At 68.1% G+C, this 17,721-nt stretch carries 16 protein-coding genes; 4 read left to right on the top strand and 12 right to left on the bottom strand.

Going from position 1 to position 17,721, the window contains the following annotated elements:
- The first annotated feature begins 12 nt into the window (after positions 1–12).
- The 4 genes from ACP693_RS13080 (at position 13) to ACP693_RS13095 (ending at position 3,579) form a co-directional block, all read left to right on the top strand.
- Positions 13–693, top strand: a complete 681-nt coding sequence (locus ACP693_RS13080) for a YjfI family protein (protein WP_426020038.1) — start codon at positions 13–15, stop codon at positions 691–693.
- A gap of 15 nt (positions 694–708) precedes the next feature.
- Positions 709–1,449: a PspA/IM30 family protein gene (locus ACP693_RS13085; RefSeq protein WP_426020040.1), complete on the top strand. Its 741-nt coding sequence runs from the start codon at positions 709–711 to the stop codon at positions 1,447–1,449.
- A gap of 3 nt (positions 1,450–1,452) precedes the next feature.
- Positions 1,453–2,619 (top strand): glutathionylspermidine synthase family protein, encoded by a 1,167-nt coding sequence (locus tag ACP693_RS13090; RefSeq protein WP_426020042.1) that lies wholly within the window; start codon positions 1,453–1,455, stop codon positions 2,617–2,619.
- An 81-nt stretch (positions 2,620–2,700) separates the two neighbouring features.
- Positions 2,701–3,579, top strand: a complete 879-nt coding sequence (locus ACP693_RS13095; protein ID WP_426020044.1) for a hypothetical protein — start codon at positions 2,701–2,703, stop codon at positions 3,577–3,579.
- A 50-nt stretch (positions 3,580–3,629) separates the two neighbouring features.
- On the opposite strand, the gene ACP693_RS13100 is transcribed toward ACP693_RS13095, so the two are convergent.
- From ACP693_RS13100 to gspG, 12 genes are all read right to left on the bottom strand, one after another.
- Positions 3,630–6,635: a TonB-dependent receptor gene (locus tag ACP693_RS13100; protein WP_426020046.1), complete on the bottom strand. Its 3,006-nt coding sequence runs from the start codon at positions 6,633–6,635 to the stop codon at positions 3,630–3,632.
- A 72-nt stretch (positions 6,636–6,707) separates the two neighbouring features.
- A complete protein-coding gene (locus ACP693_RS13105) occupies positions 6,708–7,697 on the bottom strand; it encodes a FecR family protein (RefSeq protein ID WP_426020048.1) in 990 nt (329 codons plus the stop codon).
- 87 nt (positions 7,698–7,784) lie between these two features.
- Positions 7,785–8,366, bottom strand: a complete 582-nt coding sequence (locus tag ACP693_RS13110; RefSeq protein ID WP_426020049.1) for an RNA polymerase sigma factor — start codon at positions 8,364–8,366, stop codon at positions 7,785–7,787.
- Between the two features lie 45 nt (positions 8,367–8,411).
- Positions 8,412–11,177: a TonB-dependent receptor gene (locus ACP693_RS13115; protein ID WP_426020050.1), complete on the bottom strand. Its 2,766-nt coding sequence runs from the start codon at positions 11,175–11,177 to the stop codon at positions 8,412–8,414.
- 139 nt (positions 11,178–11,316) lie between these two features.
- Positions 11,317–13,152, bottom strand: a complete 1,836-nt coding sequence (locus ACP693_RS13120; protein WP_426020051.1) for a Ca2+-dependent phosphoinositide-specific phospholipase C — start codon at positions 13,150–13,152, stop codon at positions 11,317–11,319.
- A gap of 143 nt (positions 13,153–13,295) precedes the next feature.
- Positions 13,296–13,781, bottom strand: coding sequence for a type II secretion system protein GspM (gene gspM, locus ACP693_RS13125; protein WP_426020053.1), 486 nt, complete (start codon positions 13,779–13,781; stop codon positions 13,296–13,298).
- Positions 13,778–14,869: a type II secretion system protein GspL gene (gene gspL, locus ACP693_RS13130; protein WP_426020055.1), complete on the bottom strand. Its 1,092-nt coding sequence runs from the start codon at positions 14,867–14,869 to the stop codon at positions 13,778–13,780. The genes gspM and gspL overlap by 4 nt, the downstream gene beginning before the upstream one ends.
- Entirely contained in the window at positions 14,866–15,822 is a 957-nt protein-coding gene (gene gspK / locus ACP693_RS13135; RefSeq protein WP_426020057.1) for a type II secretion system minor pseudopilin GspK, read from the bottom strand. The genes gspL and gspK overlap by 4 nt, the downstream gene beginning before the upstream one ends.
- Positions 15,823–15,863: 41 nt before the next feature.
- Positions 15,864–16,460, bottom strand: a complete 597-nt coding sequence (gspJ, locus tag ACP693_RS13140) for a type II secretion system minor pseudopilin GspJ (protein WP_426020058.1) — start codon at positions 16,458–16,460, stop codon at positions 15,864–15,866.
- A complete protein-coding gene (gspI, locus tag ACP693_RS13145) occupies positions 16,457–16,825 on the bottom strand; it encodes a type II secretion system minor pseudopilin GspI (RefSeq protein ID WP_354039829.1) in 369 nt (122 codons plus the stop codon). Before gspI ends, gspJ begins: the two co-directional genes overlap by 4 nt.
- Positions 16,818–17,282, bottom strand: a complete 465-nt coding sequence (locus ACP693_RS13150) for a GspH/FimT family pseudopilin (RefSeq protein ID WP_426020059.1) — start codon at positions 17,280–17,282, stop codon at positions 16,818–16,820. Before ACP693_RS13150 ends, gspI begins: the two co-directional genes overlap by 8 nt.
- Positions 17,263–17,715 carry a type II secretion system major pseudopilin GspG gene (gspG, locus tag ACP693_RS13155; protein ID WP_426020060.1) on the bottom strand — a complete coding sequence of 151 codons (453 nt, stop codon included), beginning with the start codon at positions 17,713–17,715 and terminating at the stop codon, positions 17,263–17,265. The genes ACP693_RS13150 and gspG overlap by 20 nt, the downstream gene beginning before the upstream one ends.
- Between the last annotated feature and the right edge of the window lie 6 nt (positions 17,716–17,721).

Genomic DNA, 17,721 nt, shown 5'->3' on the forward strand with positions numbered 1-17,721 from the left:
GTTGCATGAAACATGAATTCTTCACCATCGCCCTCCTCCGCCGCCAACGATCGCATCCGTGCGTGGCGACAGGCGCGTCGCGAGGCGGGACTGGTCAAGCTGGAGCTCTGGGTGCCCGAATCCGCCCGCGACGACGTCAAGGCCGCCGTCCGCGCCATCATCACCGATTCCACACGCGGCCCCCATATTGCCGGCCGCGCGCGCCGCCCCACTTCTCATTCCATCACCCCTGGAGACGACCACCACATGGACGCCGTGATCGAGACCCCCTGGACCGTGCCCGCCATCAAGTCGGCGCTGGACGGTTCCGCCCTGTTGCGCGAGGGCGAAATGACCGTGCGCGTGGTCGAGGGCGCCGAGCCCGTTCTGCTGGCGACCATGCATGAATACGGCGACCTGCCGGTCTATCTGAGCGTCGGCGGCGCCCAGATCGTCTGTTCGGTCCTGCTGTGGCCAGTCGCCGAACAGGCTGACCGCCACGCCTTCAACGAGTTTCTGCTGAAGGCCCAGCGCGTGGTGCCCCTGTCCAACTTCGCCATCACCAACGTCGGCGGCGAAGACGTGTATGAGCTGATGGGCGAACTCTCTTGCAAGACCACGCTTCAGACCATCCTCATCGAACTGCGCACCCTGGCCGAGAATGCGATCGACGCCACCGAACTGCGTGAAACCTTCGGCGCCGACGCCGCCTGATCCGGAAGACCGACCATGTCCATGCTCAGAAAACTGTCCGCCCTGTTTCGGGGTTCGGCCCATGACGCGGCCCAAGGCGTCGTCGACGCCAATGCGCTGAAGATCCTCGATCAGGAAATCCGTGACGCCGACAATGCTCAAGGCAAGGCGCGCGACGACCTGGCCGGCCTGGTGGCGCGCCGCCGCATGGCCGAAAACGAGATGGTCAGCTTCCGCGACCAGATCGCCAAATACGAAAGCTCGGCCCGCTCGGCCATGAGCCAGGGCAAGACCGACCTGGCGCGCGAAGTCGCCGGCCGCATCGCTGAGCTGGAGGTCGAGATCACCAGCCGCGGCCCGCTGATCGAGGACATGAAGACGGCCGAGACGCGCCTGCGCACCGCCATCTCGGCGACCGATCAAAAGATCGAGACGCTTCGTCGCGAGATCGACATCGTCAAGGTCAACGATTCCGTCCAGAAGGCCCAGACCTCGGTCGCCCTGAACTCGGCCGGCGCCCAGTCGCGCATCGGCTCGGCGGCCGACAGCCTGCAACGCATCAAGCAGCGCCAGGCCATCCAGGAAGAAAAGCTGAACGCCAATCAGGCGCTGGAGGATCGCCGCACCGGCGCCGACCTGGACGCCAAGCTGCGCGAGGCCGGCATTCTGCCCGGCCATTCGTCGGCCGACGACGTCCTGGCGCGCCTGAGCCAGCCGGAAGTGACCGTGGTCACGCCGCGCATCGGGCAATCTACGCCCGACAAAGACCCGGCCTGATCCATGGAGCGTCTGCGCTTCGATCCCCGCACCGACTGGGACGCCAAGGCCGAAGAACTGGGCTTCACCTGGCGCCATACCGACGGCAAACCCTATTGGGACGAGACGGCGGCCTACGCCTTCTCGCTGGCCGAGATCGAGGAGGGGATCGAGGCGCCGACCGAGGAACTGCACGGCCTGTGCCTGGAGCTGGTCGATGAGGCCGTTCAGTCCGAGCGGCTGATGGAGCAGCTCGATATTCCCGAGACCATGCGGGACTATGTGGCCGCCAGCTGGAAGCGGGGCGATCCGTCCCTCTATGGCCGGTTCGACTTCGCTTATGACGGGACGGGCCCGGCCAAGCTGTATGAATACAACGCCGACACCCCGACCAGCATCTACGAGACGGCGGTGTTCCAGTGGCTGTGGCTGGAGGACCAGATCGCGGCCGGCGCCCTGCCCGCCGACGCCGATCAGTTCAACAGCCTGCACGAAAAGCTGGTCGATCGGTTCCGGGCCATCTTCCCGAACGGCGGCTTCGTCCATTTCGCCTCGGACGCCGACTTCGTAGAGGACCGCCAGACGGTGCGCTTCCTCGAAGACCTGGCGCGTCAGGCCGGGCTGGACCCGCAGTTCGTCGCCATCGACCAGATCGGCCTGAACGCCGACGGCCGGTTCGTGGACCACGAGAACTGGATCATCCAGGCGATGTTCAAGCTCTATCCGTGGGAGCAGATGCTGCGCGACGAATACGCCGCTCCCCTGCCAACCGCAGACGTCACGGTGCTGGAACCGGCGTGGAAGAGCATCCTGTCCAACAAGGCCATCCTGCCCCTGTTGTGGGAGCGGCATGCGGGCCACCCTAACCTGCTGGAATCCTATTTTGAGGGCGATCCGGCCGAGGGTTCGCTGGGGTCGTCCTATGTCCGCAAGCCGCTGTTCTCGCGCGAGGGCGACAATGTCGAACTGATCGACCAGGGGCTCAGCGCGGCCGAGGTCGTGGACGGCGGCTATGGCGAGGGGCGCTACATCCGCCAGGCCCTGTGCGATCCGCCGCTGTTCGACGGCAACCACGTCATCGTCGGATCATGGGTGGTCGGGACGGAGCCGGCGGGGATCAGCCTGCGCGAAGACACGGGCCGGATCACCCGCAACACCTCGCGCTTCGTGCCGCACTTCATCCGGGGCTGAGGCGATCGGCGTCGTAAGCGGCAACTAACGGTGACGCTCGCCGTTACCGTGGCCTTACACAGACGCCCGAAAGCCGCATCCATGCCCCATATCCGCCTCGCCCTGGTCGCCACGACCGCCCTGACCCTCGCCGCCGGGGCCGCCGCGGCTCAGACGCAGTATCCCTCGACGACGCAGGACCGCCTCGGCGCCGTCGTCGGCGCACTGTTCGGAGATCGGCTCGGCTTGTCTGCGATGGACCAGGCCTGGCTGCGCGGCGGCCGTCCCTTGCGTGACGGCCAGAGCCAGTTCTCGACCCGCGTGGACGCCAGCCTGCGGGCCGGTTCTGTGTCCAGCTCGGCCGCGACGCGGTTGAGGTCGGACTATACGGCCCTGGTCGATCTGGAGACCCGCTACGCCGCCGACGGCATCAACACTCAAGAGCGCGCAGACCTGAACGCCCGCTACACGGCTCTGACCCAGACGTTGCAGTCTGGCGCTTCGGATTATGAAGAGACCGACACGGTCGCCCAGGGGCGCGCCGCCTTCAATGCGCGCGTGGACGCCGCCGTGACCGCCCGTCGCCTGACGCGGACCGAGGCCACCCGCTTGAAAACCGACTACCAGGCCCTTATCCAGATCGAGACCCGCTACAATGCGGACGGCGCGATCAACGCGACGGAACGCGCCGATCTGGACGCGCGTCTCGATGCGCTGGACCTGCGTGTCGGCGACGGCCCGGCGGGCGCGACGCCCGCCGCCAATCTGACAGCGCGCGCGCGACTGACGAACCTGGAGACGACCCTGACCGCCGCCGAACGCTCGGGCGCCGTAACCCGCGCCGAGGCCGCAGACATCCGCGTCGAGGCCGGCGACCTCGCGCGCCTGGACGCCGCCTACACCCGCACCAGCCCGTCGGCCGACGACACGGCCTACCTCAGCCGCCGCATCGGCGAACTGGAAACGCGCGCACGCCGCTAAGAGCTGCCCAACCCTACCGCTCTTTCAAGAGCGGCTGCTCGTTTTCAGCGCTACCAGTTCAGCTCCAGCCCCACCGAAAGCTGCCGGCCGGCGGAGCCGATCTGGAGCAGGCGGGCGGGGGTGCGTTCATAGGCCAGGTCGCGGGTGTCGGTCAGATTGGTGGAGGCGATAGACAGGCGGGTGCGGGCGTCGATCCGGTAGGTGGCCTGGGCGTCCAGATAGCCGGCGGGCCCGACGATGAAGGCCGAGACGCCGCCGCCCTGCAGGTCAGCCTCGGAGCGGAAGGCGGATCGCCACGACCAGGACAGGTTCAGCGCGAAGGGGCCGCGTTCCAGATAGGGATTGATCGACCAGGCCAGGTCCGAGACGCCGGTCAGACGCTCGCCGTCCGCCAGGCGGCTGTCGGTCCAGGTCGCGCTGGCCCAGACGCCCAGTCCGCCGCCCAGCCGGTGGTGAAGGCCCGCCTCCAGCCCGTCGATCCGGGCCTGGCCGACATTGCGCGGTCGCGACATCAGGACCGGCGCCTGGACCGCCGCGCCGGTTCGGGTCTCGAACGTCAGGGTCTCGACGGCCCAGGTCGCCTGGATGAAGTCGCAGATCGTTTTGTGAAACAGGGCCAGGCTGAAACTGGTCCCGCGGCCGGTGACCTCATAGGACAGATCCAGATTGGTCGAGACATAGGGCGTCAGTTCGGGGTTGCCGCCGATCCCGCTGAAGATCACGCCCAGTTCGGGGTCGTCGACGGCCGCCTGCCCGTATTGGTAGATGGCCGAGACCAGGACGCTGGCGGGCACCGTCGAGGCGCGCAGGTCGGCTAGGGATGGGCGGGTTATGGTGCGCGACGCCGCCAGGCGAACGACGGCGTCGTCCGCAATGTCGAAGGCCAGGTTCAGGCTGGGCAACAGGATCGCATCCTCGCCATCGTGGGTCAGGGGCGTGACCTGCGCCACGCCGCCGACGCCGGCCATGCGCGCGCCATCCACATGGGTGCGCGTCCCGACCACCCGCAGCCCGGCGTTGCCGAAATAGGACAGGCCGCCCCCGCGCCCGTCGAAGTCCGCCCGGACATAGGCCGCCGCGACCCGCTCCTCGACGCCGTAGGAGTTCTGCAGGTCCGAGCCGGTCGGCGTCAGGTCGCCCGGCCGAAACACCACGTCGTCGCGTTCGCCGGGCAGGACGAAGGCGGCGCGCAGCCGGTCGAACGCCGGGGTGATCCAGGGACCGGGACGCGCCGCGATCAGGTCGGAAAAGACGTCTCCCGGCGTGGCGCCGTCATAGAGGCCGGCGATGTCGCCCTGGCCGGGGCGCAAGGCCGCGCGTCGGTCGCGGCGCTGATAGTCGCGGCTGCGTGCGCTGAACTGGCCCCCCATCTGAACGGCTGAAAGCCGAAGGCCGCCCCAGGTTCGGTCCAGTGTGCGGCGGGCGTCCAGGACGGCGGTCACGTCCTCGTCGCGGGACTGGACCGCCCTGATGCTCAACTGGGCCAGAACCAGCCGGGAGGGATCGCGCAGGTCGAAGTCGGTCGTCAGCCGGTCTGCCCGACGCGCGTCGGCGGCGCCGTCCAGATCGAAGGCGTAGGCGACGCCTTCCGGCGACTGGGCCGACAATCGCTCCAGCGGCGTGTCGAGTACGGAGCGGGCGCTGGAGACGCTGAGGCGCGGGGTCAGCCGCCAGTTCCCGCGCCGCAGTTCGGCGCCCAGCGAGGCAGCGACGTTCAGGTGTGACTGGTCCGAGAACTCGGTGTTGTTGTCGATGCGGCCGGCGTCGATCCGTCCCGCCGTGACGACCCCGTCCTTAACCCGCTGGATGGAGCCCGGCGCCGCCAGCCGCTCGCCCAGGCCGAAGACCAGCCGGTCCTCCCGGATCGCATTGTCGAAGGTCGAGACCAGGGCGTCGAGGTCGAGGCGAAGGTCCGGCGAGACCTGCCAGTCCGCGCCGACGAAGCCGCTGCGGCGGCGTCGATCCTCGCTTTCGACCGTGGTGCGCAGGTCGTTGGGAACCGCCAGGGTGCGGCCGTCCAAGACGATCTCTCCATAACGCATGACCTGAAACCGGTCGTAACGGACCGATCTCTGCTCCTGCGACAGACCGGCGACCAGGCCGGCGGAACCGCCGGACGACACCCATCGTCCGCCGACGGACAGATCGGGGCTGATGCGTCCGTCGCGCGTCGTGGTTTCGCCGCCCAGCCGCAGCGTCAGGAACGGATCGCCGTCCAGCCCTCCGGCCGTCTCGATGTCGATGTTGGAGCCGATGCCGCCCTCGGTCAGGTCCGCCGTCGCGGACTTGGTCAGGCGCGCGCCCGCCAGCAGATCGACCGACAGGGCGCGAAACCGGAACTGCCGCCCGCTCTGGGTCGAGTTGCGGATGTTCTCGTTGAAGGCCACGGGCGCGCCATTCAGGGTCACGGACTGGAACAGCGGCCCCAGACCCCGCACGCTGACGAACTGACCCTCGCCGACCTCGCGTTCGATGGCCACGCCCGGCACGCGCTGCAGGGCCTCGGCCAGATTGGCGGACGGCAGGTCGCCGATCCGTTCGGACGACAGGCCGTCGGAGATGACGTCGGCGTCGCGCTTGCGTCGCAAGGCCTCGTCGATCCGGTCCGACAGGCGGCCGACGACCTCGACCGCTTCCAGTTCGGTCGTTTCGGGCGGGGGCGGGGCAGCAGGTCGGGCGGTGGGGGCGACGGCCCAGATGCGCACGCCCCGCGATCCGACGAAGCGATAGCGCAGGTCGGTCCCCTCCAGCATTCGCGCCAGGGCGGTGCGCCAGCTCATCCGTCCGTTGACTGCGCGCGTGCGCACGTCCCGGCCGGGACGTTGGACGAAGGCCAGTTCGCACCCCGCCTCCAGGCACAGGCGCAACAGGGCGGACGAGGCGTCCTGGCCGGCGATGTCGAAGGCCTGAACACGCGATGCAGACTGGGCCCAAGCCTGGTGTGCAAAGGCCGGCTGGGCGAGCGCCGAGATCACGGCGACGGTCGCAAATCCGCAGACGACGCGCCATGGCTTGCGTCGCACGCCGGCGGGCAGCGATGCAGCGAGCGGTTTCAAACAGCGAGCCTCGGGGGGATGTTCCGTGAAGCCCTTAGCGCAGTCCCATGACAGGTCTGCGATACGGCCGCCTCACTCGGCGCGGATCAGCCGCCGGCCGTCTTCGTCCTGCACGATGCGGATCGGCAGCAGGGCCGCCAGCCGGTCCTCCAGCGCGTCCTCGCCCTCAAGCGGCAGGATCACCGTCACGCGCGTCCGGCCAACCGCGGGATCGGCCAGGACCAGGGGGTGCGCCGAGTAACGGGCGACGGCGGCGACCACGGCCGACAGGGGCGCGTCTTGGAACACAAGGCGACGCTTGCGCCAGGCCGTCGCCATCTCGACGTCGGCGGCGGTCTTGCGAATGCCCGGCTTGCCCGGCTGGAAGTCCGCGCGTTCGCCCGGCGACAGCGTCAGGGCGCCGTCCAGCGCACCTTTGGCCGTCGCGTCGCGCGTCCCGACCGCGACGCGACCCTGCAACAACGAAATCTGCGCGCCGTCGCCGGTCAGGGCCGTGACGAAGCGCGTGCCGGTCACGATCACCCGACGATCCCCGACCGCCACCTGGAAGGGGCGGGCGGCGTTGTGGGCCACCTCGAAATAGGCCGCGCCGCGCTCCAGCGTCGCACGGCGCGCATCGTCGCCTAGGTTCACGCGGATGGCGGATCCCGCGTCCAGCGTCACGCGCGATCCGTCGTCCAGGGCGATGTCGGTGATCCGGCCGGGCGCCGCCTCGTAAAGCCGACCCTGTTCGGCGCCCTTCAACACCGGCACCAGGACCACGGCGGCGGCGACCGCCGCCACGGCGAGACCCGACGCCAGTAGGGGACGGCGCGTCGTCGACTTGCGCTCGGTGCGACGCAGGGCCGCCAGGTCGCCGGAGAAGGCACCGCGCAGGGGCTCCAGCGCGGCCTGGTCGGCCTTGGCCTGTTCATACTGACGCAGATGGTCGGGGTCGGCCTCCAGCCATGCCAGCAATGCCGCCTGCGCGCGCGCGCCCGCGCCCGGCCGCGCCATGCGGGCCAGCCACGCCTCGGCCGTCCTGGGACGAGCGGCGATCAGGATGTTCAGGCGCTCCAGCATCAGCGTGGGGATTTCCTTTTACACGCGCGTTGCAGGTCGCCTTTGCGGCCCGCCTCAAAAAGCACAACGATCCAGCGGCGAGACACCTCAGTCGCCCCGCGATTTCTTCAGTTGACGGAGGGCTTCGGCGATATGTTTTTCGACCATGCTGACGGATACGCCCAGTCGTCCGGCGATCTGGCGATAGGTCAGGGCTTCGAACCGGTGCAGCAGGAAGGCGTCGCGGGTCTTGGGCGGCAGGGCCCGGATCACGGCGGCGGCGGCGGTCAAATCCTGTCGGCGGATCAGGCCCGTCTCGGCGTCGGGCGTCTCGCTGGCGATCGCGCGCGGGCCCTTGTCCAGGTCATGGATGTCATGGGCGCTGCGTCGTGCGGTCTCGCGTCCGTCGGCCTTCCAGCGGTCGAGCTGGATGTTGCGGGCGATGACGAACAGCAGGGGGCGGGCGTCGGCGCTGTTCAGGTCGTGACCGGCGCGGTGGAAGCGCACGAAGGCCTCCTGAACCACGTCCTCGGCGTCGCCGGCGCCGCGGGTCTTGCGCAGCAGATAGGCGACCAGATCGGCCCGCAGACGGTTCACCTCGCCTTCGACGTCGCTGTCCGGCGCACGCGCAAAGACGCCCCCTCCTGAGAAGGAGGAGGCGTCACGGCGAGGCGAACGCGCGGGGATCACGCGCTCGCCTGACAGTCAGGGCAGGGGTTCAGGTCCACGAACGGATCAGAACTCCATCCGCAGGCCCAGATTGATCCGGCGTCCCGACATTTCGTACATCGTGGGGAAGGACGGATCCATCGTGTAGCCCTTGGTCGCCTCGTCGGTGACGTTGATGCCTTCCAGGTTGATCTGGATGGCGTCGGTCACGCGATAGCTGGCCGACAGATCGACCTGGCCGTAACCCTCGCGCCAGATCGGATACATTTCGTAGCCGATGGCTTCGACGTATTTGTCCTTGAAGTTGTAGGACGCCCGCGCCTGGAACTTGGCGTTCTCGTAGAAGAGGGTGACGTTGTAGGTGTTGTCGGCCAGGCCGACCGGCGGGGTGGGAATGCCCAGCTTCGAGGTGCCGGTCAGCGAGCTGTCCAGAACGGTGTAGTTGGCGTTGATCCCGAACCCTTCCAGCGGCGCGTAGAACTGTCCGAAAGGCACCACGGCGACCAGCTCGACCCCGCTGACCTCATAGGAGCCCGCCTCGTTGATCGGCTGATAGACGTCGAAGGTATAGACGCCGTCGATCGTGCCATTGGCGTTGTATTTGGTCACGTTCGGCACCGTGCCGGTTAGGGCCTGACGCACCACGCCCTCGATCTCCTTCCAGAAATACGAGACCGCCAGCAGACCGCCGTCGCCCAGATATTGCTCCAGTCCGACTTCCCATTGCTTGGCGTAGGTCGGCTTCAGGTTGGGGTTGCCGTCGGTGAAGCGGAAGGAGTTGAAGCTGGCCGTGCGTTTGTAGGCCAGATCGGTCAGGGCCGGGCGGATCAGGGTCTCGGACGCCGCGGCGCGGAAGATCAGGCTGTCGGTCAGTTCGGCCGTGACGTTCAGGCTGGGCAGGACCTTGTCATAGCCGCCGTCGCTGGAAATCGGGGCGGGGGTGAAGCCGGTCGAACCGTTCGGGTTCTGGATCTGGTGATAGCCCGACGAGGTGATCGAGGTGTCGACATATCGCGCCCCGCCGTTGACCGAGACGGGCACCGGACCGATGTCGAAGTTCAGGTCAGCCATGGCGTAAAGCGACAGGACCTTTTCCGACACTTCGTAGTAGTCGCCGGGCGTGAACGGCGTGGAGAAGCCGTCGTAACGGAAGGTGCGACGGGCGTAGTCGTTCGACACCTGGCTCCAGTTCAGATCACGAATGCTGAAATCGCCGCCGGGAACCAGGTCGCCGATCGGCGTCAGTTCGCTTTGCGACATCGGACGGTTCAGATAGTCGACGCGGCCCGGCCCGGTCCCCTGGATATTCAGGGCGCCGTACTGACGCTCCTTGGACTTGTCGGTATAGCGCGCGCCGAACTGGACGCTGGTCAGGGCCGGGAAGAAGTCCAAGCCCAAGTATTTGGTGAAGTCGATCTGGGCGGCGTATTTGTCATCGGTGATATGTTCCAGCGACGTCTCATAGGCTTCGAACAGGTAGCTCTGAGGCGAGTTGTACATGTCGATCGAGGCGGGGTTGGCGCTCTGGATCGTCTCGCCGCCGTCGGCGGTCCAGCGCGTCCGCGACGGCGCATAGGCGACGTGCTTCAGGTTCGAGTAGTCCAGCGTCTTCTCGGCGCCGGAATAGCCGGCCAGGGCGTGCAGTTTCCAGCTGTCGCCGCTCCAGTTCAGCTCGGTCCCGAACTGGCGATAGTCGGTCTCGTTGATCTGCTCCTTGCTGAGCATCTCGTGCTGAGTAGCAGTGTAGGAAACGTCGCGCAGCACCACCATGCCATAGTCGGCCAGGGTGGTCTTGTCGTACTCGTGGATCGTCTCCAGCGTCGACCGGCTGGAGGCCGAATAGGCCGCGGCATCATACTGGTCTTCGGTGGTCTCGTAGCGGCCGATCAGGGCGTCGAACGCCAGGCTGAACTCAGCCGACGGCCGGTACTGCAGCGAAAGTGAGCCGCCCCACTGGTCCTGGGTATTCAGATAGGCGCGGTCGCCGACCTTGTCCTGGAAGATGATGCGGTCGGTCTCGGCGGCGTTGGCGCGGTTCTGGACGATGACGCCCGCATCGCGCGCCAGGACGGCCTGGGCCTGGGTTCCTCGCGTGCCGCTGGCGCTGAGAAAGCGCGTCAGGGGACGGAAGTTGATGCCCGATTCCGAGTCCGTGCGGTTGGTCCGGCGTGCGGTCGAGAAGGACACCAGCGCGCCCCAGTCGCCCCAGGTGTCGCTGGCCAGGAAGGACAGTTTCGGATCGGTCTTTTCCGAGATGGAGTTGTAGGCGCCCTCGGCCGCCGCCACGACGCGACGCCCCTCGTAGTCGAACGGACGCGCGGTCGAGATATTGACCGAACCGGCGATGCCGCCTTCCTCGTCCGCCGCGCGCGGGGACTTCTGGACCGTGACCTGCTGGATGATTTCCGAGGCGAAGATGTCGAACTCGACATCGCGGCCGCCGCTGCCCGAGGCGGTCGCCAGGCCGTTGATAGAGACGAAGGTGAACTCGCTGGGTAGTCCGCGCACCGACACGCGCTGGCCCAGGCCCCTGTTGCGTTCGATGGTCACGCCGGGGATGCGTTGCAGCGCCTCCGCGAGGTTCTGCTCGGGGAAGTTGGCGACGTCGGTGGCGACGATGGAGTCGGAGAAGCCGACCGTCTTGCGCTTGATGTCGACGGCCTCTTCCAGGCTGCGGCGATAGCTGCCGGTGACGATGATCTCGTCGACCTGGGACACATCCGCCTGAGCCGTGGCCTGCGTCGAGACTTGATCGGCCGTTTGCGCGAAGGCGGCGAACGGCGAGACGGCCGCGACGACCAGCGCCGTCGTGCCGAGAATTCGGTTCTTCATTTGGACTACCCCCAGAGAGCTTGACGCGTTTCCCGCGAAACACGTCGACCGGCCCATGGCGTCACGCCGGCCGATCTACCGCCCTCAACGACGGCGTCACCCCGCCCCTCAGCGTGTGACAGCCGATTTCATCCAATGTTCACGGCGCTGTCGCGTTCGCCCCCTCAGCCAGCCCCAAACCGGCCTTGGCGAGCGCCGCCTGCACCTCTGCGCGCGCCGCCTCCATGTCGCGGCGGAAGGTCTCCGAGCGCTGTTCGGCGCCATAGATTACCGCGCCCGACAGGATGCCGGCTTCGGCGGCGCTGTAGCTGTGCGAGCCGCAGACGAAGCGGCTCTCGGCGAACTCGCGCCCGCGCGCATACAGCGCGTCGGCCCGCTGGGGCGCCAGTTCGGCCAGGATCATGGCGATGTGCATGCCGTGCGCCGAATGGCCCGACGGATAGTCGGGATTGCCCGCCAGGTGATCGCTCTTGGCCTCGCAGATCGGCAGGTCCGTGCCGATATAGGGGCGCTTGGTGCCCCAATGTTCCTTGGCCACGCCGACCACTGACCGGTCGTTGCCCGACCGATCCAGCAGGGCCGTCAGCACCGGCGCCTGTTCCGGCGTCAGGCGCACGCCCAGCGCCTGGGCGAAATGGTCGTATTTGTCGCCCGTGACGTCGCCGGTCGCCACGTCCCAGCGCGCCGTGCCCTGAAGCGCGCGGGTCTCGCGGAACACCCCGGCGTTGGCGATGTCGCGGGGCGAGCCCGGCTCGGGCGGCGGGGCCAGCACCTTGGTCAGGTCCGGTCGATCCGCCGGCGCCAGATAGCCGCGCACGGGCGCGCCTGTGATCATCTCGACCGCCAGCCCGTCGCACCGCGCCGCCGCCCGCACCGGATTGCACGCCGCCGCCTGGGCGCCCGGCAGACGCACCTCATAGGTTGGGAAGCGCGGATCGGCCCAGTAGTAGTCGGTCGAGACATATTGCGCCCCGCTGGCGAAGGCGGCGGTGCGGCGCGCGACGTCGCTACTTCTAGCTTCGACCGTGTCGGCGTCGGCGCGGGTGCGGACGATGAAGCCATGGCGCACGGCGGCGCGGATGCGATCCTGCTGGACCACCGGATCGTTCAGCGTCAGATAGGCGGCGGCGGGGCTGGCCTCGTCGGTGTTGACGAACATCGCCCGCCCTTGAAGCGACGGCCGTCCCGCCGCATAGGCCGCGACCTTCTCCGAGCCTTCATCCAGAGCGAAGAAGACCTTGCCGCGCGCCTCGCCGACCGTCGGCCAGCCGCCGGCCAGCACGCCCTCGCGCAGGGTGGCGTGGTCGCCGCGCACCTGGTCGGGAGTGATCAGGCGACGGGCGTCGAACACCGAACGGATCTCGGCGTCCAGCGCGTCCCAGGCCGCCGCGTCGAAGGCCATCGGCGCCACGCCGCCGGGCATGGAGGCCGCACCCGTCTTGGCGTTCAGCATGATCAGGATCGGCGCATGATCGGGATGGGCGGCCGACCAGTCGCGGATCTGGGTCAGACAGGCGACGAAGGTCAGACAGGAACTGCGGAAATCCACGTCAGGCATATGCAGCACCTTCATCCCCGGCCGCGCCATGGCGTCCTGGAAGTCCGCGCTCGTCGGTGCGCCCTGGCCTGCTCGACCCAGGGTAGAGGCCGGACGCGCGTAACGCCCGCCCTGGGGATCGTTCAGCACGTCGATCTCCAGCTGACGCGCGCCGGCGTCCAGCTGTTCGACCAGGGGCCGATGGGCGTAGTCCAGCCCGGCCGCGCCGGGATTGACCGCCGTCATCGCCGCCAGTTCCGCCTCGGGAATGGCCAGCTTGTAGCTGTTGTGGGTGCCGACCGAGGCGATGTCGTTCATCCGCAACGACCGGCCCATCCAGACCCGCGCACAGGCGTCACCGCCCGCTGCGCCCACATCGGCGGCGGTCGGCTCGCAGGACGACGCGCCCAGAAGCAGGGCGATGACAAGAGCGCTCATGATCGATCTCCGGGGAGGACGCCGCTAGAAGTCGCGCGTCCTTCAGACAACGACCGTGAACCACGCTTCCTCAACAACGGCGTGACAGGGCTCGAAGGGATGACGGCTCTTAGGCCGACCTGATGGCGGCGTGCGCAGCGGCTTCAGGGCGTGGCGAACCCGCCGTCCACCTGGAGGGTGGCGTCGGCGTTTTCGACAACAGCCAGCCGCGAAACCTCCAGTCCATGCTCCGCCTTGAGCGTCATCAGCCAAGGAAAGAGTTGCGCGCTCGTCGTTCGATCGGCTCGGAACCCCAGCTCGCCTGACGGGTCCATCCCAGTGGTGATGACCAAGCCGGCCGCCTCGGCGCTCTGCCGGACCAGGGGTTCGATGTCGGTCCGGGACGTTTTTGCGACGGCGGCGTCCGGGCTTTTCGGCAGACGCCTGACGCCCGCATCGACCTGCAACAAGGTCGTGCGCGCCTCGGCGCGCCGCTCGGCCGCGGCTTCGCGCCAGGCCCACGCAGGTCGGACGACGAGCAACCACAGGAAAACCCCGGCAGCGATGAGCGCCATGACGGCGAGCATCTGCCGCTCGCGGTGCGTACGCGACCACCACCAGCGCGTCGCCGGGTCGAACAAGGCAGTCATAATGCGGCTCCGATCCGGATTTCGCTGACGATGCGCCCCGCGTCGTCGACCGTGCTGGCGTCCTCCATCACAAGGCCGGCGCTCGTCACAGCACGTTTGAGCGTGTCGAGGTCCTGATAGGCGGAATAGCTTACGGTGGCCCGCACGCCGCCGTCTGGATCTGCGGCGAAACTGTCGAGTTCGGCGCCATCGACCCCCTCGACGGCGACATAAAGGGCCGCAGCGACGCCGGTGACGCCCCCCGCCGGAGCCGCTGCGAGACGGGCCTCCAGGGCGGCCCTGGGATCGGGAGAGGCCGCCAGATCGGGCGCAGCACGCGTCAGGATCTGCCGGGTCTGGTTCTGCATACGGTTCGCCATGATGTCATCGCGCGCAGCCATGGCGAGGGTCAGGATCAAGGGGGTCGCCAAGAGGATGACAGCCAGAGCCATCACCCGCTTCCAGTTTCCGCCGGCGGAAACACGGCGGCGCTCGATGAGGTTGATCGCCGGCCGCAGAGCCGCCTCGATCATCAGGCCCTCCATATCCTCAGGGTCGTCGACAATGACGAGCGACCACCCTTCGGTCAGCAGTTCGACCATGTCGGGCTGGACGGTCGCCGCCAGACGCCGACCCCGCAGTGCGACATTGGGCGGAAACGACACCGCCACGATGCTGTCTTCGGCCAGCGGTGCGGGAACGACCAGCGTATCGGGCATAAGGACATCGACGGCGACCCCCAGCGCTTCGCAATAGTCCAGCCAGACCCGGCGCAAGGACACATCGAAGACGACCGCGATCCGATCCTCGCCCTCGACAGCTGCGCTCAGGGCGACCTCAAGGCTTTCCGGGGCCACAGCCAGTTGTTCCCGCAAGGCCCAAAGGACCGCCGTACGCTTCTGAACGTCGCTCCCAGCCGGCACGTTCACCCAACGGACGAGCACATCGGCGCCGGGCGCAATGACCACCGTTCGCATGGCCAGGGGCTTTTCGACCGGATCGAGCGGCATCAGGCCGCGCTGCAAGACCGCGCCGTCCGGCGCAATCACCATGAACGGAGCAGGTTCCGAAGCCAGGCTCGGGATCAGGATCAGGCGGGTGGAACTCATTCGTCGAGGGTCCAGCGTTGGATGACGGTTCGGGCCCCGCCCTCGGGCGGCGCGTAAAGCAGCGCGGTGCGCACGGCGCGAGAACCGCCGTAGTCGACATCGACGCGCAGATCGAAATAGCGGGTGAGAAGGCTGGTCTGCTCACGCGCTTGCGGCGAGGCCGCAGAGCCAAGCAGCGCGGGCTGGCTCCAGAAGGCGTCGACGCTTTGCCATCCGTTGCGAGGCCGCGCCTCGATCGCGGCGCGTGCGGCCGAAAGACCGATCTTGCCGTCCAGCAGCATCACAAGCAGAGGCGCCGCCTCCGGCTTCAGGGTATTGACGTTGAGCACGCTGGGCCGAGCGACCGGCAGGGCACAGACGAAAGGTCGCAGACGGCGGTAGGTTTCGGCGTCGAAACCCCGGATCGCGCGGAGCTCGCTGACCTCGGTCAGCATCACGCCGCCTGTTCGATACGGGATGGCCGAACCGGCGTATGCGCCGTCTTCTGCGCCCGCCGCCCGTGTCGCCGGATCGACGTCCAGCCAGTCCACCAGACCGTCCGCCGCGGCAAGCGCCGCCCCCTCCGTCAAGCCCAGGCTTCGTCCAAGGACGACGAACTGCGCGATCCCTGCGGGGCGCGCCGTCAGGTCCTCGCCCTGCCCCTCGACCACGCTGTTGAGGTTGAAACAGTTCTGACCGTCGCGCACGACGGCGCTCAGGTTTCCTCCGTCGATCGGAAAACTCAGAACGCGCCCGTCCCACTCAGGCTCCAGCGGCGTCCTGGTCGGCCCCATCGTAATGAGTTGGGTGATCTGACGCAGCGCGAGCAGCGCGGCGCCGTCGGCATACATCTGGGCCTGGGCCTGACCTTCGGCGTTCGTTGCGCGCCTGACCGAAAATCGCACGTCGTCCAGCACGGCGACGGCGACGACCGACATCACCGCGACCAGCAAAAGCACGGTCAGCAAGGCCATGCCTTCGCGGTGCCTGGACGCCTTGGCTCTGCCCGACGCGGTCATCGGCCGCCCACCAGAAACAGCTGCTCGACCTCGCCCAGACCTTTGAGCGTCATCACCAGACGCACCGCGTCCGGCATCGGCTTGTCCGCGCTGGAAATAAAGGCCGGCGCCTCGACACCGTCCCTGACGAAGCTGATCTTCAGACCCGAGACGCCGCGATAGAGCACCTGGGCCGATCCGACGCGCGAGCCGTCCAGCCGGGGCGCGACCCGTCGCTCCAGGCGGTCGTCGACAAGGCTGTATTCGACCCGCTGAAGCGAGGCGCGAGGCTGGTCGCCGGGATTGGACCAGCCGGCCCTCACCAGGATCAGGACTGGCGCGCCCGGCTGGGTCGCGCCGACGATGGGCTGCTGCTGCGGCCGACCCGTCGTGCCCCGCGTCCGACGCGCGGTCGCCTGGCCGATATCCGACTTCAGCAGCGCCCGCATACGCTGCAGGTCGCCGGTCCGGTCCGTTTCGGCCTTGATGGCGAAACGGTTGTCGATGGTCTGGGTCAGCACCGTCGCCCCTGCTGCGGCGATCAGCGCAAAGATCAGCAGCGAGATCATGACCTCGACGAGGCTGAAGCCGGCCCGGCCCGAAGCCCGCCTCATGAGGACCGCGCCCGGAAGGCCGTGCGGTCCGCCGCCTGCCCCTCGTCATTGGACACCCGGACCTCGACCCGCTGGATGTCGGCGACGTCGGTGGGGGCCACGATCCGTGTCCAGCTCCAGTCGCGGCCGGCCAGGTTGGTCCGTCCGTTCGACACGCCATCGCTGAGCGAAGGCGCGATGACCGCCTCGACGACCAGATTGTCCGCCACAACGCCGCCAAGGGTGCGGCTCTCGACCCGCGCCGCCGAACGCGTATTCTCCCCAGCCAGGTTCAACAGCGCCATGGCGGACAGGCCGAAGACCGCCATGGCGACCAGCATCTCGACCAGGGTGAAGCCATCGCGCCGGGCGCGCCGATCAGTCATCGATCTTGACCTCGCCGGCGCCGTCCACGGTCACGACCCGCGCCTGGCCCTCGCGTTTCAGGGTCAGTCGGTAGGGATCGGCCACACCTGTTGGATCGAAGACGACCAGCGCCGCCTCCTGACCCGGCTCGGCGACGGTGCCGGTTTCCCAAGGGACGGGTTTGAACGGCCCCTCCTGCAACCGTGTCCAAACCCGACCGTCGAAGGCCTGAAATCCATAGCCCGACGTCGTCGTCTCGACGGCGATCGGTCGGTTGGTCAGCACCGCCTCGTCCCGCGCGCTCGCCAACCGGGCGGCGAACCGCTCGGCCTCTGCGCCGACGGCGGGCCTCGGATCGGGGGCGACCATCACCACGGCGGCACCCGCCATCGCGATGATGGCGACCGTCATCATCAGCTCGACCAGGGTGAAACCGGCGCGCGGCTTCCGACCAAGTCTAGCTCTGCCAGTTGCCAAGGTCCGCATCCTCACCCTCGCCGCCCTCCTTGCCGTCCGCGCCCCAGGAGAAGACGTCGAACTGACCGCCGTGCGTGCTCGGGCGCCGATACTGATAGTCCTGGCCCCAGGGATCCTTGGGCAAGCGACGGACGTAGCCGCCTTCGCGGTAGCGCTCAGGCTGCGACAAACCCTGGGGCGCCGCCACCAGGGCCTGCAGGCCCTGGGCGTTGTCCGGGAAGGTCAGGTTGTCGAGCCGATAGGTTTCGATCGCCTGTTCGAGCGTCGAGATGTCGGCCCTGGCCTTTCCGACCATGGCCTTGCCCTGGGCCGGCAGGACATTGATGGCGACGACCGTCGCCAGAAGACCGATGATGACGATCACCACCATCAGTTCCACCAGGGTGAATCCGGCGCGTCGGCGGCGCTGCGCCTGTGTCTTGGTTTGGGTCATCTCAAG

Origin of the sequence: Brevundimonas sp. TWP1-3, from assembly GCF_049896085.1 — a bacterium.
Classification (GTDB): Bacteria; Pseudomonadota; Alphaproteobacteria; order Caulobacterales; family Caulobacteraceae; genus Brevundimonas.

Coding starts and splice junctions, on each gene's coding strand:
- gspM (WP_426020053.1), bottom strand. CDS start 13,781: ATGACTGCCTTGTTCGACCCGGCGACGCGCTGGTGGTGGTCGCGTACG.
- gspK (WP_426020057.1), bottom strand. CDS start 15,822: ATGGCCTTGCTGACCGTGCTTTTGCTGGTCGCGGTGATGTCGGTCGTC.
- ACP693_RS13085 (WP_426020040.1), top strand. CDS start 709: ATGTCCATGCTCAGAAAACTGTCCGCCCTGTTTCGGGGTTCGGCCCAT.
- gspL (WP_426020055.1), bottom strand. CDS start 14,869: ATGAGTTCCACCCGCCTGATCCTGATCCCGAGCCTGGCTTCGGAACCT.
- ACP693_RS13115 (WP_426020050.1), bottom strand. CDS start 11,177: ATGAAGAACCGAATTCTCGGCACGACGGCGCTGGTCGTCGCGGCCGTC.
- ACP693_RS13105 (WP_426020048.1), bottom strand. CDS start 7,697: ATGCTGGAGCGCCTGAACATCCTGATCGCCGCTCGTCCCAGGACGGCC.
- ACP693_RS13095 (WP_426020044.1), top strand. CDS start 2,701: ATGCCCCATATCCGCCTCGCCCTGGTCGCCACGACCGCCCTGACCCTC.
- ACP693_RS13080 (WP_426020038.1), top strand. CDS start 13: ATGAATTCTTCACCATCGCCCTCCTCCGCCGCCAACGATCGCATCCGT.
- ACP693_RS13090 (WP_426020042.1), top strand. CDS start 1,453: ATGGAGCGTCTGCGCTTCGATCCCCGCACCGACTGGGACGCCAAGGCC.
- gspI (WP_354039829.1), bottom strand. CDS start 16,825: ATGACTGATCGGCGCGCCCGGCGCGATGGCTTCACCCTGGTCGAGATG.
- gspG (WP_426020060.1), bottom strand. CDS start 17,715: ATGACCCAAACCAAGACACAGGCGCAGCGCCGCCGACGCGCCGGATTC.
- gspJ (WP_426020058.1), bottom strand. CDS start 16,460: ATGAGGCGGGCTTCGGGCCGGGCCGGCTTCAGCCTCGTCGAGGTCATG.
- ACP693_RS13120 (WP_426020051.1), bottom strand. CDS start 13,152: ATGAGCGCTCTTGTCATCGCCCTGCTTCTGGGCGCGTCGTCCTGCGAG.